The sequence below is a fragment of the Cerasibacillus quisquiliarum genome (assembly GCF_014202495.1).
GTDB classification, from domain to species: domain Bacteria; phylum Bacillota; class Bacilli; order Bacillales; family Amphibacillaceae; genus Cerasibacillus; species Cerasibacillus quisquiliarum.
Genome location: NZ_JACHHA010000008.1, coordinates 63,021 through 78,729, shown reverse-complemented (window position 1 = coordinate 78,729; position 15,709 = coordinate 63,021). Strand labels below are relative to the sequence as shown.

Here is a 15,709-nt window from a genome sequence, read left to right as displayed (position 1 = left end):
CTTCTTATTCTATTCGCCTTTTGTAGATAATTTAGAATCATCATCAAACACATAACGGTCTCTTGCTGCTCCTAATCCAAACAGAAGAACAAGAATAGATATGATTATCATCGTTATTAGTGGTACGCTCCATGAATCACTTACATCATGCAAAAAACCAATGAAAACAGGTCCTGATGCAGCTAATAAATAACCAATTGACTGTGCCATGCCTGATAGTTCAGCTGCTTCATCCGCATGTTTTGCTCGCAACGCTAAAAAGGAAAGTGCCAAGGCGAACGTACCACCTAAAGTCACACCTAGTAACACGATGCTTAATACAGTCATCCACATAGATGTGCCCAATAATAGACCTGAGAATCCTCCAATCGAACAAATCGCTAACATAATAACTATACTTCTTTGTGAACGCATCCGTCCAGCAATGACAGGTATAAGAAAACTAGCTGGAAGTCCTAACAATTGTAAGAGTGATAGCATCCAACCCGCAGTGGTCATACTCATGCCAGTGATGTCATGTAAAATCTCTGGTAACCACGAAACCGTCACATAAAACAAAAAAGACTGTAATCCCATATAACAAGCGACTTGCCACGCAAGAGGTGAACGCCACATGCGCTTACTAGATGATATAAAGGCGATATCCATGTTATTTTGCTCACGATTTTTCTTAGATAAATAATACCAGATAAAACTACCTAAAATGGCTGGAATCACCCAAACTAATAACGTCATTTGCCAACCAAGGTCAAGGCCAATGGCTAATGGTACGCTCAAACCTGATGCTATCGCAGCAAATAATCCCATTGCTGTTGAATATATACTCGTCATTAACCCGACTTTAGTTGGATATTTATCTTTCACAATCCCAGGCAATAATACATTACAAATAGCAATACCAATTCCAACGAGTAATGTTCCTAAAAATAATGATATCATGTATGAAAGAGAACGTATTCCAATTCCAACGGCTAAAATCATTAGCCCCCATAAGAGAACACGTTCGTTTGAATAAAAACGAGCAAGACGTGGCACTAAAGGCGACATAAAAGCAAAGGCTATGAGTGGTAAAGTCGTTAATAAACCAACACTCCAATTCGTCATACCGACATGATCGCGAATTATACCAATAATCGGACCAACAGACGTAATAGCAGGACGTAAATTAAATGCTGCAAAAAGAATACCAATCAGAAGTAATATCTGATAAGCTGATTGTTTCCTAGATACTTTTGTGAACAAAAATAATTCTCCTTCCTACTATTAAGAATATATCATAAAGTTTACTCATAGGAATAGTTAATTCAAAAAAGTAGAGCTGTGTTAAGATAAACTTCTACAATTTAATAAAAGTGATTACATCATATCACATAAAAAAACAGCAAAAACCCTCTCCCTAATGTGAGGAGAGGGTGTGTATTCGAACACATTCACTTAATTATTTAATTCTATTTTCATTACTTCGGCCATTATAATAGGTAAATCTGTATTTTCTAGCAATCCAACAAAACGCTCTGATTGTGGGCCATAAGCATAAACTGGAATATCGACACCTGTATGTGCCCCACTCGTCCAACCTATTAACACCTTATCACTCAGTATGTCATTTATTTCGTTTGCTAGATTTCTTGAATTCTTTATCTCTTGATCTTCTTCATCTGCGGAGAATGTCTTATACATGCCCTTTAAGTGCTTATCCCAAACAGCATCTTCACCTTTATACCAGCGATAGTTTGTGGCATAATCAGCATTAAAACCATCAGGTATCATATAAATCACTCTTATCTAGCTGTGTCCGCTCTTGTTGATGTTGTTTGCCCGCCCACTCAGGCTTAGCCTCAGTAGTTCCTAGTCATAAACCGGAGAAAATGAGTAAAAAACTAAGTTCAACTACACCTATTCTTTTTGACATGCATGATCTCCCTCCTATTAATGTATTTTATACAAATATATTATGAATATTAAGTCACTATTTATATCTTATAAATTAACTGTTAAACTTTTCCTTCAAATGACCACATTACTAAATACGTTTTCCTTTCTATTATCATAAAAAAACTTAATATGATACTTAATTTTTTTCAAAAAACTATTCCCTTTTTTTCATTTTCAGTTATAATTATTCCGATAAAAATAAAAAACATTTTTAACATAGAACGATAATGACATGGGGGTATCTTATGGAAAATAATATCATTATTAAATTTCAACATGTGACTAAAACATATCATGATGATCTTGTCCTTGATGATGTCAGTTTTGAATTAGAGCGTGGGAAGTTTTATACATTACTTGGACCGTCCGGCTGCGGAAAAACGACCATTCTCCGTCTAATTGCTGGATTTACTGAAGCAACAAAAGGTGAAATATTTTTTGATGGTAAAAAAGTAAACACAATTCCTCCAAACAAACGAAAAGTGAACACCGTATTTCAAGACTATGCACTTTTTCCTCATTTAAATGTGTTTGAAAATGTCGCGTTTGGATTACGTATCAAAAAGTTTAAACAAAAAATCATCGAAGAAAAAGTAAAAGAAGCATTATCTTTTGTTAATCTTTCGGGATATGAAGATAGGGACATTAAGCAAATGTCTGGTGGACAAAAACAACGTGTCGCTATTGCCCGGGCAATCGTTAATGAACCAGATGTTATTTTACTTGACGAACCACTCTCCGCCTTAGATTTAAAGTTACGGACACAAATGCAATATGAATTAAGAGAACTTCAGCGTCGGCTCGGAATTACGTTTGTATTTGTCACGCATGATCAAGAAGAAGCGTTAGCGATGTCTGATGAAATATTCGTTATAAATGAAGGGAAAATTCAACAACGAGGAACACCACTCGATATTTACGATGAGCCTATTAATCGTTTTGTAGCGGATTTTATTGGAGAGTCTAATATTATTAAAGGGAAAATGATAGAAGATTTTCTAGTTGAATTTGTCGGCAAACAATTCGAATGTGTCGATCAAGGTATACGTGCTAATGAATCTGTTGAAATTGTCATTCGACCAGAAGATATAGAAATAACAACATTAGAAAAAGGAAAGATACATGGGCATGTCCAGTCTGTCTTATTCCGTGGTGTTCATTATGAAATTGTATGCCAAGACATAACTGGGAATGAATGGCTTATTCATACGACAAAAAAGGCGTTCGTTGGTGAAGAAATTGGTTTATTCTTTACACCTGAGTCCATTCATGTCATGCGACTCGGTGAGACAGAAGAAGAATTTGACTTAAGACTCCAATCATATTCGGAGGATCAGACAAATGAATAATAGAAAAATGCGAAACCTATTTATGATACCTTACGCTTTATGGATCATTCTATTTGTAGTGACACCAATTATTTTAGTCGCTTATTATTCATTTTTTGATATCGAAGGATATTTTTCTTTTGCTAATTATAAAAAATTCTTTACACCTGTTTATTTGAAAATGACTTTAAGTTCTTTTTGGTATGCATTTCTAATTACGTTTTTTTCACTTATTATTGCATATCCAACGGCTTTATTTTTAACACGCACAAAACATAAACAGCTTTGGCTCTTACTAATCATCGTCCCATCTTGGATCAATTTATTACTGAAAGCATATGCGTTTATTGGGATCTTTGGAAAATATGGCCCACCTAATCAATTCCTTGAATGGCTAGGTATTGGTACAAAACAAATTTTATTTACTGATTTCAGTTTTATCTTTGTATCGGTTTATATTTTCATCCCTTTTATGATTTTACCTATTTTTAATGCATTAAATGAATTACCATCAAGCATAATGGATGCAGCAACCGATTTAGGTGCGTCAAAGTGGACAACATTCAAGCGTGTTATTTTTCCATTAACAATCGATGGGGTAAAAACAGGCTGCCAAATTGTCTTTATTCCTGCCCTATCTTTATTTATGTTAACAAGGCTCATCGCGGGAAATCGTGTCATTACACTAGGCACAGCTATTGAACAACATTTCCTCGTGACACAGGATTGGGGAATGGGAGCAACGATTGCCGTATTTCTAATTATTTTCATGTTTATCATTATGATTTTAACTGGGACAAGAAAGCGTGGTGTTTAATATGGAACGGCGCACAACACCTTTTGCAAAAATGTATTTAATTGCTATTTTTATTATTTTATATGCACCCATATTTTTCTTGATTTTTTATTCATTTAACAGTGGGGGCACAATGAGTCATTTCAAAGGTTTTACTTTAGATTGGTATCGTTCCCTACTTGATGATAAAAGGCTACTCATCATTGTTTTGAACACGTTTGCGATTGCTTTAATCTCTGCTTTAATCGCCACTATTGTTGGTGTGTTTGGCGCATTAGCCATTTATTCATTTAAAAAGAGACAAACAAAAAATACAGTTCTTTCTTTAAATAATATTTTAATCGTCAGCCCAGACGTTATTATGGGCGCATCTTTTTTAATTTTGTTCACAATCGCGGGCATCCATTTAGGTTTTATGTCTGTTTTATTATCCCATATTGCCTTTAGTATACCGATTGTTGTCCTACTTGTTCTACCAAAATTAAACGAGATGCAACCATCGTTAATTGACGCGGCGAAAGACCTCGGAGCAACTGAGTGGCAAGTGCTTACTAGAGTTATCTTTCCATATATTACACCTGGTATTTTCGCTGGATTCTTTATGGCACTCACTTATTCATTAGATGATTTTGCTGTCACTTTCTTTGTTACAGGAAATGGTTTTTCCACTTTATCTGTAGAAATTTATTCTTTAGCACGACGTGGTATTTCATTAAATATTAATGCTTTGTCAACCGTATTATTCTTATTTACAATGATCCTTATTGTCATATATTACTTCCTTCAACAACGCAGTCACGTTAAAACGATGGGGGTTAGAAAATGAAGAAATTAATCCGATTTTTTCTAGTAAGTGCTCTCGTATCGGGAATCATTTTATATGCGATTTCTAGTTTAAATCAATCGGAAGGTTATTCATCTGGAAATACGTTAACAATTTTTAATTGGGGCGACTATATCGATATGGATCTCGTTAAACAATTTGAAAAAGAAACCGGTATAAAAATCGTTTACGAAACATTTGATTCGAATGAGGCCATGATGACAAAGATTGAACAAGGCGGTACATCGTATGACATTGCAGTCCCTTCTGAATATATGATTGATAAGATGCGTCAGGAAGATTTACTGATTCCATTAAACCATAATAAATTACCGAATTTAAAATATATTGATGACCGTTTTATGGATTTACCATTTGATCCTAACAATAAATACTCTGTTCCTTATTTTTGGGGAACGGTCGGTATCACCTATAATCCAACATTACTACCTAATAAAGAATTCAACAGTTGGCATGATTTATGGGATCCTGATTTAAAAAATGAAATTATTTTAATTGACGGCGCAAGGGAAATTATCGGTATGGGGTTAAACAGTCTCGGATATTCCTTAAATGATACAGATCCAAAACACTTAGCAGAAGCCTATAATAAATTAAAAAAACTAACACCGAATATTAAAGCGATCGTCGGTGATGAAAACAAACTACTGATGCAAAATAATGAGGCAGCTGTCGCTGTTCTATGGTCCGGCGATGCTTTAGATATTATGTGGGAAAATGAGGATATTGATTATGTCATTCCAGAAGAAGGGTCTAATCTTTGGTTTGATAATATCGTCATCCCAAAAACAGCCAAAAATGTAGAAGCAGCTCATCAGTTTATCAACTTTTTGCTCGATCCAAAAATCGCCGCCCAAAACACCGAATATGTCGCCTATTCTACACCGAATAAAGAAGCACTCAAATATATGGACCCAGAAATGGTTCAAGATGAACGCTTCTATCCATCACCTGAGCTAACCGATAAACTTGAAGTATATGAAAATCTCGGTAAAAAGAACTTATCTATATATAACGATTTGTTTTTGGAATTTAAAATGTATCGGAAGTAAAAATTAATAAGAGTATCCAGTAAGTCGCCTTGACAACTGGACGCTCTTTTTTTACTATTTTCCAAATCAAATTAGGACTAATGTAAGTCATACTCAAAATGACTTAAATCCTCACGAATGGGATATAGTTATATAATAATTATTTCTAAACACTTATTAACTATTTCCATGGCTAAGATTTTCTAAAATTACACTGGTCTAAAACCCATTCAATGATGTTTTAGACGAGTACTTTGTTTTACTACTATCTAAAATTACACTGGTCTAAAACTATCAGCTTTGTTCGTTTCATAAAACGTCTGTTTTACTACTATCTAAAATTACACTGGTAAGTTAAAATAAGCTTTAAGCGTAAAAGTTGACTGCTTTGTACAGTCTCCGCCATTCATTCCTATGAATGGCCTTTTTATTACTTCCTCTTCTCATGTCTGCTTTAAAACAAGTATACCATCTCTCCAACCGCACTGGTGTTTGGTGTACAAATATTTGTGTACCATTGAATTTCCGTACGATAATAATGTTATTTCCATAAAATTCTCACTCTATTGCAGGTAAAAATATGAATTTCCCATCCTAATACCCACACATTTTCATATCTCTACTTATTTATTAACCAATTACAAGTCGAAAAATATAAAATGATTGACTAACAAACATAAACATATATATTTTGAAAAAATTCAAACATCAAAAAAGCTATCTAAAAGACTATTAGATAGCTTCCGTTAAAACTTCTACAATACACCATCTTCTAAAAAAGTTATTCGTCCATCTGACATAGACAAACTTTTACACAAGCAACGCCCTATCACTCTCAAATTCTTCAATCCGCAAGCGTTTAAATTCAGCCAATAAATCTTCTATCGTTAATTTACTTTTCTCTTCACCAGATATATCAAGGATGATCTCTCCTTTATCCATCATGATGAGTCGGTTACCTAAATCGATCGCTTGTTGCATATTATGTGTCACCATAAGTGTTGTTAGTTCGTATGTTTCTATCAATTCTTTTGTTAGCTGAGTGATGAGTTCTGCACGTGATGGATCAAGAGCAGCCGTATGTTCATCTAACAGTAAAATATCCGGCTCAGTAAATGTTGCCATTAATAAAGATAAAGCTTGGCGTTCACCACCAGATAAAAAACCGACCTTTGTCATTAAGCGATTTTCTAAGCCAATATTCAATTTGCTTAAATAGGCTTTGAAAAGCTCACGGCGTTTTTTAGTTACACCGAATGTAAGACGCCGTTTTTTACAGCGGGAAAGCGCGATTGCTAAGTTTTCTTCGATTGTCATAGTTGGAGCCGTTCCCGCCATTGGATCTTGGAAAACGCGTCCAATCATACGTGCACGTTTATATTCCGGTAAGTGAACAACCTGTTTTCCATTTATAAAAACATCACCAACGTCAGGAAATAAGCTTCCAGAGACCATATTCATTAATGTCGATTTTCCTGCTCCATTACTTCCAATAATTGTGACAAAATCACCCTTTTTTAAGGAGAGATTAATATCTTTTAATGCTTTCTTTTCATTCGGTGTGTTTTCATTGAATGTAACAGATAAATGCTGTAATTTAAGCATCCGTAACACCTTCTTTCTTCCTACGAAGCTCTATTTGCAAGCGTTTTTCTGAACGCCGTTTCTTCTCTTTTCGAGACTTTAACATATTTGGTAAAACTAATGAAGCAATAACGAGAACCGCTGTAATTAATTTCATGTCGCCTGTTTCTAAGAAATCGACTCGTAATGCCAAAGTGACAACCATGCGATAAATGATCGCCCCGCCAATAACCGCCAATGTCGCTCGTGCAATTGTTTTCGTACCAAAAATAGCTTCACCGATAATGACCGAGGCTAATCCGATAATAATCATCCCAATACCCATTCCAACATCAGCAAACCCACCGTGTTGGGCAATAAGACCACCTGCAAAGGCAACTAGAGCATTCGATAGACCAACTCCTAAAATAATAAGTGAGTCCGTATTAGCAGAAAAGCTGCGGATCATTTTTTTGTTATCACCTGTTGCACGTAAAGCAAGCCCGACTTCTGTTTTCAAGAAAAAATCAGTTAAGAGTTTCACAATTAACGTTATCATAAGCATCACACCGATGATCGCCCATGTTTTTGGAACCTGTGTCAAACCAACTGAACTTAACAACCCATTCATCAATGAATCAATTCCTGTTTTTTCCCATACAGACTGAACTTGCTTAAAAAATGTCGTCTCATTAAAAAAAGATACAGTCGGTTTGTCAAGAATACGTAAATTAATGGAATATAACGCTGTCATCATTAATATTCCTGATAATAAGGGATTGACTTTTCCTTTTGTATGAAGAAGTCCTGTTATACAACCGGCAAGAAAACCAGCCACTAATGCTAATAAGCTCGCAACAATCGGTGGTACACCATGAATAATCGAAATAGCCGCAACAGCTGCACCCGTTACAAAACTCCCATCTACAGTTAAGTCAGGAAAGTCTAAAATACGAAATGTTAAATAAACACCTAAAGCCATAATCGCATAAATAATGCCAGATTCTACTGCACCGAACATTGATAAAAACAAATGAATCTCTCCTCTCCAACTCGTTTTAAAGAAATCACAGGAACGAATAGCTCCTGTGATTGATGTCTACATGAACTGTTATTCATTTGTTTCTAGAAATTCAGCCAATTCATCCCACTCATCATGCCACTCGACGCCTTGTTTTTCAGCCGCTTCTTTATTAATAATTAATTTTATCTCCTTAGGATATTCTACCGGGATATCGCTCGGGTCTTTTTCTCCCTTTAAGATTTCAACCGCCATTTCGCCCGTACGATAACCAATCTTAAAGTAGTCAATGCCAAATGTAGCAAATCCTCCTTTTTCTAATGAATCAGGTTCCCCAACGATTAATGGAATTTTCTGGTCTTCTGCAACACCAACAACACTATCTAGTGCTGAGACGACCATATTATCTGTCACGATATAAAGAACATCCACCTCACTTGCTACAGTCATCGCAGCTTGTTGCACCTCAGCTGTATTAGCAACTGTTCGCTCAGTTAACGTTAAGCTCGTTCCTTCAGCCGCTTCTTTCACTGCATCAATCTGTGATACTGAATTTTGTTCTCCTGCATTATATATAAGTCCTACATTCGCCCCATTAAAATATTTATCAATAAACTGAACTGTTTCCTTTATTGCTTCAGGGTGTAGGTCGACAACTCCAGTAATATTATCCCCTGGTTGATCCATTGCTTCGACAATTCCTGCTCCAACTGGGTCGGACACAGACGTAAATACAATTGGAATCTGATCTGTTGCTTGCAAAGCTCCTAATGCACTTGGTGTCGAATTTGCAAAAATTAGGTCCACATTATCTGCTACGAAGTTATCAGCAATTGTTTTTACATTATTTTGTTCTCCTTGCGCACTTTGCAAATCAAATTCGACATCTAATCCTGCATCTTTTAACGCCTCTTGAAATCCCTTATACGCCTGATCTAATGAGGGATGCTCAACGATTTGTGTGGCACCGATTTTAAATGTTTTTCCTTTTTTGCTTGATCCACCGTTAGAGCTACCTCCAGCCTTATCTTCTGAATTTCCACAAGCACCTAACATGATTAAACTCATAAGCAGCATACATAAAATAATGATTCTCTTCCTCATCTCTCTACTCCACTCCTCTAATTCCTTGTGATATTATTAACATTTTTCTAAATAATTAGCGACTATTATACCACAGGCGTTTTGTTAGTCAAGATACAGTTTCAAACTGAAAACGCTATCATAATATGATTTATTTTAAGTTCTGTTGTATAACATTTCATTAGAACATATTTGTATCCGTTTACAAGTATTGTTACATCTATGTTTTTAAAAAAGTGGTTAATTTTTCGATTGTGTGAATTATTTATAAAATAGTTTTTTAGAAATATTTTATTTATGGTCTGTATTTATTCGATATAATAAAGATGATCATGAAAAAGGAGTATGACAATTGATTGAAATATATACAGATGGTGCATCAAGCGGAAATCCTGGTATGAGTGGCGCTGGTATCTACATAAAAGCATATGGAATCGATTATTCATTTGCCATTCCACTTGGTATTTGTACAAACCATGAAGCCGAATTCTATGCAGTTATAAAAGCATTAGAAATTTGTAAAGATAAATTCCCTGGAGACATTCTTTCCTTTCGTTCAGATTCTAAAATAGTCGTTGATACGATAGAAAAAGATTATACAAATAATAAAGCCTTCCAGCCGTTATTAGAAAAAATAAGGCAAGAAGGAAAGTCGTTTTCATATATTTTTATTAAATGGATTCCTAATCGCACCAACCAGAAAGCTGATCAATTAGCGAAGCAAGCGATTCAACAGCAATACTAAACTATCCGCTTTCTAACATTTTTCCGAGTGGTCCATCTTCAAGAATGATGTCTTGAATCTCATAAATAGAAATTGGAAACATCGGAAAGCCGACATAATATGGTGTAATTTCATAAAGTTGGAAATAGATAACGAGCGCTTTATCAGCAATATAAAAATCTTGATTTGATGAAATGGTAATGGGCTCATCAAATGTATCGAGATTTCGTTCTTTTATTTGTCTTTCAATGATTTTTTTAAGTACGTCTTGATATTGACTATTGGGCTTAAACAGTTCATGAAGTTGGTAGTTTTTTCCCGTTTTCACAGCAAACGTTAACGATTTCATTAATGTTAAGCCATGAGCATGGTATGGTGCATATGCATAATTAGTTAATGATAGGCTAAGGACGTTACGTTCATTTGTTTTCACTTCATATTGTCCTAACATCTCTTGAAAAAAATCTGCCTGCTGACTTTCATACTGCTCTCTTCGTAAATTTTGTAATTGTTGATAAATCTTTTGATTCATTGTTTGCTGAGCGGTGATATTTTGCAAATGAATGATTTGCGGATAATAAATCTGCTCTCCAGGACCCTTTATGACAAATGTCTGAAGTGATACAGGTAATATGGGCTGAAACATGCGACTCCTCCTTGCAAGTTTTTGTTCATATTATTTTATTCAACGTCCAGAAAAATGTTATAACACAAAAAATTCCCCGCTACAGTATACCGACTGAACAGGGATATGGTTTAATTTATATTTTATGCAATCATTATATAGCTGTGCTTCTCTCCAATAGTTAATGATAAATGTCCATATCAATAGCATTTCTTCATTTCTATTCACTTCAAATACCGGACTGTAAGATGCTATGGATTGTTTTGCATGTTAACAGTCTGTTCATTTCATCCGATTACTATTTATACATAGACATCTTGTCATAAAGAACGATTAGAAAAAAGATTGACATAGTCAAATACAAAATCCTCATGAGCTTAATTTCCTAACAGTTCTCTTGTCTTATTTAAAATCTCTTCATCTTTTAAACGAAATTTAAATTCCACTCTTCGTGAATCTTTAGCACTATATTTTCCTTTTTTGTCCGTTCGTGAGTCTGCATATGACTTACTATTAACCGTCAATTTTTCTTCTAGTTGTGCTTGATGTTTACGATTTGGAAACTGATTACCAAGAATATGTTCTGCAACACGATACGCACGTTTCTGAGCAAGTTCTAAATTATATAAGTACGACCCATCCATATCTGTATGACCTTCGATAATCACTTCAGCAATATAATCTTCATAATTATTGTTAAATAATACATCTAAATACTGTGGGATGAAGTCATCTAATAGTTCATAAGAATCCGGATGGAGTTCCGCTTCATCATAAGCAAATAATATTTCCGTATTAAAAATGATTGCTCCTGTCTTTTCATCTACTTCGATTCCAGACTCTGAATCAGTAAATGCCTCCTTCAAGTCATGAACAATTTGTGTACGCACGCCCATAATTTGGTCTAATGTTTTTTTCATTTCTTTAATTTGAAATGATTTTATAACCATCATCACGATAAAAATTAACATAAAACAGAGTAGAATCGTCGTTAATAAATCAGTAAAAGATGGCCAAAACTGCCCTTCTTCCTGCTCTCCTTTAAACAAGCGTTGGTATTTAGAATTCATGGCTATTCATCTCCAAACGCCTATTTACATTGGATTCACGAGCTAATTGAAGTTCTTTATTATATATCTGGAATTCATGTCCAATCTGTTGTAATAGCTTTTGAATAGAGACAAAATAGTTCCGTTGTATCTCTTCCGTCATCCGACGAATATCTACTAATTCTCGTTTCATTCCTTCGCTCGTTCTAGTCATTGCATCACCAAACTGACGTACAACATCATGTAGGCGATGTTCTAGCTCTTGTTCCAAACCTGTTATTTGTTTTACTAAAGCTTCTCTTAATATATCAACACTTTTATCCATATCTCTTTCTCGATGCTGGAATGATTGGTTGATTTGCGAAACAGTTGCGTTTATTTCTTGAATAAGCTGTTCGTTCTTTCGGCCAAATTGCTCAAATGTATTTGAAGCCATCATCATATGCCTTTCAAAGGTTACTGCTTGATTCGCATGCTTTTCTAAAGACTGACTAAACGTCGTATTAAATTCCGCTAACTGACGCATTCTTTCTGATAATAGATGACTAGATTCCTTCTGTGTTTGATTCATTGTTTTAAGGTAACTAGGCAATTGACTGACACCGTCTCCTAGTTTTTCAAAACCTTGACGAAGATCTTTTAAGTTAAGAGATAAATGACTTAGTTTTTCATTAACATGGTGACCGAATATTTTCTTTAATTCTTCACGATGCTCTTCAATGACTGACATCATTTGTTGTTGTTCACTAGCAACGCGTTCATATGCTGAACGGATTTCTTTCTGTTCCTCAACTAATGATGTGACATAATCTCTTAAGTTTTCCGCTGTGTTTTCCATATGTTTTAGAGCTTTTATTTGTGCATTTGAAGTTTCTTCGGCTTTTTCATATGTTTGTTCGACAACCTTTACCATCCGTTCGTTCCTATGGTCAATTTTTTTAAAGTAAGAGAACAAAGTCGAGAAATTATCATTTAATGCCGTTGTTCCGTCCGCAAATCCTTTTGTTACGGCCTTCATCTGTTGAAACAACGTTTGAAAATCTTGTAAATGACTTGAAAGCCCGTCATTAAAGGCCACTAGATCTTTTGCAGACTGCTGTAATCCAGTTGTATATTCTCTAAATCCGACAAAAGATTTAACTACTTCATGAAGGGATTGGTGAATGGCTTCAGATACTTCTATTAAACGATTCATGCCATGTTGTTCGTCACCTTCAAAGTGAGACTCCACCATAAGCATTAAATCTGTCATCATATATTCTGTATTTAAGACTCTTCGAAGAATGGACGTAAAAAGTGAAAAAGTCATCCCAGCAATACTTGTGTAAAAAGCGACATCAATACCTGAAAGCACACCGACAATATTTTCAACGTGAAAATCTTCACTTATATTCATACCACTTAAAGAAATCGTTAAACCGATAAATGTTCCTAACACACCGAGTAAAATGAACACTGATACCATCATTTGAATGAGCTTCATAACAGCAATTACTGGGATGCGAAACATCTGCCAACTCGAAAATTTCTCTTGTACAAATGTCTCTACGTTCAATGCTTCTTCTTTTTGTCTTAAATCGAATTGTTCTTTAAAAGACTGTAGTGGTTCAATATCTAGACGATTTGTTTCTTTTATGTGCTTCCTTACTCTATTAATTTTCAAAAATAAAGCAAAATGGATTGTCACTGTTAAGATAAACGCGATAAACAGTGTCATGAAAATGAACTCAATAATGGGGTGCACTAGAATTGCTGCCACTTTTTCCTTACTCGCAAATAATTCGAGTATTGCTCGTACCATTCCTATTCCTCCTATACATGAATAAATCAAGTGCCCTTTTTAATTCTTATTCTAGACTTGGGCAAATCATGTATAGAAATCGGTTTATATCACTTAAACTGTGGTAGAGTGGTTCTGAAGTATGGACTAGCGTGAGTATAAGGGCTGAGGCGCTCGTGTTTGACCCATCGGTGCTCGATTTTGACCTGCCACCGCTCGATTTTGACCTGCCACCGCTCGATTTTGACCCGCCACCGCTCGATTTTGACCTGTCACCGCCCGATTTCGACCTGTCACCGCTCGATTTTGACCCGCCACCGCTCGATTTTGACCTGCCACCGCTCGATTTTGACCTGCCACCGCTCGATTTTGACCTGTCACCGCTCGATTTTGACCTGTCACCGCTCGATTTTGACCTGCCACCGCCCGATTTTGACCTGTCACCGCTCGATTTTGAAACTAAAGTTTAAAATAACAACACCTTCATTGTTCACAACATTGAAGAAAAACGAATTTCATCATATGATTAACATAGATTAAATGATTTCTAATAAAATTTGGACTTCAATATTTTTAATAAATCAATCCTTTTAAAAAGGTGGGATATGAGTGAAACTACCAATTGGTCTTGTGGGACCTAATGATACAGTGCGACATATACTGTCAGTAGCGAAACCATATAAAGACCAAATCGAAATACATACATTCATTTACAGAGATTTTCATGAAGTAAAGGACATCATCAATCAACATCAAAATATTCCCATTTGGTTTTTTTCAGGACAAGTCCCATATACGGTAGCGAAAGAAATAAAGCCTGATATAAATGCTGTTTATCCACAACTAAATGGTTCAAGCTTAGCTAAAGTCCTTTTAGAAATGAGTTATAAAAAAAATCTGCCATTAAATAAAATCAGTTTTGATACGCTTCCTTCTAAAGAAATAATCGATTTTTATGAAGAACATAAATTACCGTCACAGCAACTTAAATTATTTCCATACACAGGCTATCGGCCTAAAAAGGAACTCTTTGATTTTCACAAACAACATTTCCATCAAGGTAAAGTTAATGTTTGTGTAACCGGAATTCGCGATGTTTATAATAGATTAGTTGAATATGGCATACCTGCTTTTCGGATTGTTCCTTCTAAATTAGCAATCAAAAATGCCTTAGAACAAGCGATCCAAAAAGGAGATATTTTACAATTAAAGTCGGCACAAATAGCGATCATTAATATCGCTCTTTTAACCAATAGGAAAAAGCAGACACTTAATCTATCTTCAATCGCACGACAACGCCTTAATTTAAAAATTCAAGAAAAAATGCTAGATTTCGCTGAAAAAATAGCTGGCTCTATGATTAAACAGAGTGACCATAAATATACAATCTTTACAACGAGAGGAACATTAAATCAAACAAACTCTCAGTCGCTTTATCATCTCATTCATCAAATCAATACGATTACAAATCTATCAGCGAATATTGGGATTGGATATGGAGACACAGTCTTAAGTGCTGAACAAAACGCAGATATCGCTTTACAACATTCAGAAAGCAATGGGGAAAATATCGTTATGATTGCCGCTAAAGATGGTCGAATTAAAGGACCAATTGATAATCTATTAGAAATTGAATATCAAACATTAACTAAAGATAAAGTTTTAACGAAAAGATTAACAACTTCTGGAATTAGTATAAGTACTTTTAGTAAATGTTTAGCCATTCAACAACAATTAAATAAAGGTTTTATCAATGCTCATGACTTAGCTAAAAACCTTCATATGACACAAAGAAATGCAAGACGGATATTAAATGACCTAGAAAAAAACAAATTAGCTAAAATTATTGGAGAGGAAATGAGTGGTTCGAGAGGAAGACCGAGACGACTTTTTAAAATAGGCATAGTTGAAGATTCTTAGAATAAAAGAC

At 35.0% G+C, this 15,709-nt stretch carries 15 protein-coding genes; 6 read left to right on the top strand and 9 right to left on the bottom strand.

Annotation, left to right across the window (positions count from 1 at the left end; translation table 11 throughout):
* Positions 1 to 9: 9 nt before the first annotated feature.
* The gene (locus tag HNQ35_RS09845) at positions 10 to 1,242 is read right to left on the bottom strand and encodes a CynX/NimT family MFS transporter (protein ID WP_146937928.1); all 1,233 of its coding nucleotides are present in this window, start codon (positions 1,240 to 1,242) and stop codon (positions 10 to 12) included.
* 192 nt (positions 1,243 to 1,434) lie between these two features.
* Entirely contained in the window at positions 1,435 to 1,770 is a 336-nt protein-coding gene (locus HNQ35_RS09840; protein ID WP_146937926.1) for an alkaline phosphatase, read from the bottom strand.
* Positions 1,771 to 2,180: 410 nt separating this feature from the next.
* On the opposite strand from HNQ35_RS09840, the gene HNQ35_RS09835 reads away from it, so the two are divergent.
* From HNQ35_RS09835 to HNQ35_RS09820, 4 genes are read left to right on the top strand one after another with little or no spacing between them, the layout of a single operon-like run.
* Positions 2,181 to 3,284, top strand: a complete 1,104-nt coding sequence (locus HNQ35_RS09835; protein ID WP_146937924.1) for an ABC transporter ATP-binding protein — start codon at positions 2,181 to 2,183, stop codon at positions 3,282 to 3,284.
* Positions 3,277 to 4,080 (top strand): ABC transporter permease, encoded by an 804-nt coding sequence (locus HNQ35_RS09830; RefSeq protein ID WP_146937922.1) that lies wholly within the window; start codon positions 3,277 to 3,279, stop codon positions 4,078 to 4,080. The genes HNQ35_RS09835 and HNQ35_RS09830 overlap by 8 nt, the downstream gene beginning before the upstream one ends.
* A 1-nt stretch (position 4,081) precedes the next feature.
* Positions 4,082 to 4,885 carry an ABC transporter permease gene (locus HNQ35_RS09825; protein WP_146937920.1) on the top strand — a complete coding sequence of 268 codons (804 nt, stop codon included), beginning with the start codon at positions 4,082 to 4,084 and terminating at the stop codon, positions 4,883 to 4,885.
* Positions 4,882 to 5,955: an ABC transporter substrate-binding protein gene (locus HNQ35_RS09820; protein WP_146937919.1), complete on the top strand. Its 1,074-nt coding sequence runs from the start codon at positions 4,882 to 4,884 to the stop codon at positions 5,953 to 5,955. Before HNQ35_RS09825 ends, HNQ35_RS09820 begins: the two co-directional genes overlap by 4 nt.
* Before the next feature lie 789 nt (positions 5,956 to 6,744).
* On the opposite strand, the gene HNQ35_RS09815 is transcribed toward HNQ35_RS09820, so the two are convergent.
* From HNQ35_RS09815 to HNQ35_RS09805, 3 genes are all read right to left on the bottom strand, one after another.
* Positions 6,745 to 7,539: an ABC transporter ATP-binding protein gene (locus HNQ35_RS09815; RefSeq protein ID WP_146937917.1), complete on the bottom strand. Its 795-nt coding sequence runs from the start codon at positions 7,537 to 7,539 to the stop codon at positions 6,745 to 6,747.
* A complete protein-coding gene (locus tag HNQ35_RS09810; RefSeq protein WP_146937914.1) occupies positions 7,532 to 8,530 on the bottom strand; it encodes an ABC transporter permease in 999 nt (332 codons plus the stop codon). Before HNQ35_RS09810 ends, HNQ35_RS09815 begins: the two co-directional genes overlap by 8 nt.
* A 78-nt stretch (positions 8,531 to 8,608) precedes the next feature.
* Positions 8,609 to 9,622, bottom strand: coding sequence for an ABC transporter substrate-binding protein (locus HNQ35_RS09805; protein WP_146937912.1), 1,014 nt, complete (start codon positions 9,620 to 9,622; stop codon positions 8,609 to 8,611).
* A gap of 331 nt (positions 9,623 to 9,953) precedes the next feature.
* On the opposite strand from HNQ35_RS09805, the gene HNQ35_RS09800 reads away from it, so the two are divergent.
* Positions 9,954 to 10,346 (top strand): ribonuclease HI family protein, encoded by a 393-nt coding sequence (locus HNQ35_RS09800; RefSeq protein WP_146937910.1) that lies wholly within the window; start codon positions 9,954 to 9,956, stop codon positions 10,344 to 10,346.
* A gap of 1 nt (position 10,347) precedes the next feature.
* Here the strand turns inward: HNQ35_RS09800 and HNQ35_RS09795 are convergent, their stop codons facing one another.
* The 4 genes from HNQ35_RS09795 to HNQ35_RS14520 all read right to left on the bottom strand — a co-directional run bounded on the left by HNQ35_RS09795 (position 10,348) and on the right by HNQ35_RS14520 (position 14,181).
* A complete protein-coding gene (locus HNQ35_RS09795; protein ID WP_146937908.1) occupies positions 10,348 to 10,971 on the bottom strand; it encodes a PdaC/RsiV family protein in 624 nt (207 codons plus the stop codon).
* A gap of 356 nt (positions 10,972 to 11,327) precedes the next feature.
* Complete coding sequence (locus tag HNQ35_RS09790; protein ID WP_146937906.1) at positions 11,328 to 12,020, bottom strand: OmpA family protein; 693 nt, start codon at positions 12,018 to 12,020, stop codon at positions 11,328 to 11,330.
* Entirely contained in the window at positions 12,010 to 13,800 is a 1,791-nt protein-coding gene (locus HNQ35_RS09785; protein ID WP_146937904.1) for a MotA/TolQ/ExbB proton channel family protein, read from the bottom strand. Before HNQ35_RS09785 ends, HNQ35_RS09790 begins: the two co-directional genes overlap by 11 nt.
* 126 nt (positions 13,801 to 13,926) lie before the next feature.
* Positions 13,927 to 14,181, bottom strand: coding sequence for a hypothetical protein (locus tag HNQ35_RS14520; protein WP_375790473.1), 255 nt, complete (start codon positions 14,179 to 14,181; stop codon positions 13,927 to 13,929).
* A gap of 207 nt (positions 14,182 to 14,388) precedes the next feature.
* Here HNQ35_RS14520 and HNQ35_RS09775 point away from each other — a divergent pair, with 207 nt between their 5' ends.
* The gene (locus tag HNQ35_RS09775; protein ID WP_146937897.1) at positions 14,389 to 15,699 is read left to right on the top strand and encodes a hypothetical protein; all 1,311 of its coding nucleotides are present in this window, start codon (positions 14,389 to 14,391) and stop codon (positions 15,697 to 15,699) included.
* Positions 15,700 to 15,709: the final 10 nt, after the last annotated feature.

Bases quoted from the DNA above. Each gene is read 5' to 3' on its own strand.
- HNQ35_RS09840 (WP_146937926.1), bottom strand. From the start codon at position 1,770: ATGATACCTGATGGTTTTAATGCTGATTATGCCACAAACTATCGCTGG.
- HNQ35_RS09835 (WP_146937924.1), top strand. From the start codon at position 2,181: ATGGAAAATAATATCATTATTAAATTTCAACATGTGACTAAAACATAT.
- HNQ35_RS09830 (WP_146937922.1), top strand. From the start codon at position 3,277: ATGAATAATAGAAAAATGCGAAACCTATTTATGATACCTTACGCTTTA.
- HNQ35_RS09825 (WP_146937920.1), top strand. From the start codon at position 4,082: ATGGAACGGCGCACAACACCTTTTGCAAAAATGTATTTAATTGCTATT.
- HNQ35_RS09820 (WP_146937919.1), top strand. From the start codon at position 4,882: ATGAAGAAATTAATCCGATTTTTTCTAGTAAGTGCTCTCGTATCGGGA.
- HNQ35_RS09815 (WP_146937917.1), bottom strand. From the start codon at position 7,539: ATGCTTAAATTACAGCATTTATCTGTTACATTCAATGAAAACACACCG.
- HNQ35_RS09805 (WP_146937912.1), bottom strand. From the start codon at position 9,622: ATGAGGAAGAGAATCATTATTTTATGTATGCTGCTTATGAGTTTAATC.
- HNQ35_RS09795 (WP_146937908.1), bottom strand. From the start codon at position 10,971: ATGTTTCAGCCCATATTACCTGTATCACTTCAGACATTTGTCATAAAG.
- HNQ35_RS09790 (WP_146937906.1), bottom strand. From the start codon at position 12,020: ATGAATTCTAAATACCAACGCTTGTTTAAAGGAGAGCAGGAAGAAGGG.
- HNQ35_RS09785 (WP_146937904.1), bottom strand. From the start codon at position 13,800: ATGGTACGAGCAATACTCGAATTATTTGCGAGTAAGGAAAAAGTGGCA.